Here is a 215-nt window from a genome sequence, read left to right on the forward strand (position 1 = left end):
TCATCAATCAGAGCCTTTTTATCCTTTAACTTCTTTATTCTGTTTTTTACTGCTATCAGTTCCTTTTTCAAATTGTTACCTCCTATTTCTTTACATTTGGCGGAAAACCGAATCCTACGGGATGGTGCTTACAAAATGTTGCTATCCAATCATCTAAGGTAGTTACTCTTATTCGACCGATGTTATCAATCACTTTTCCATCTCCAATGTAAATA

Annotated in this window: 1 pseudogene; it reads right to left on the minus strand. The window is 34.4% G+C overall.

Annotated elements, in window-relative coordinates:
* Positions 1-71 (minus strand): annotated as a pseudogene (locus ACO6FI_RS13250) (conjugal transfer protein); the annotation flags it as partial.
* Positions 72-215: the final 144 nt, after the last annotated feature.

It is taken from the genome of Lachnoanaerobaculum sp. (assembly GCF_057250505.1).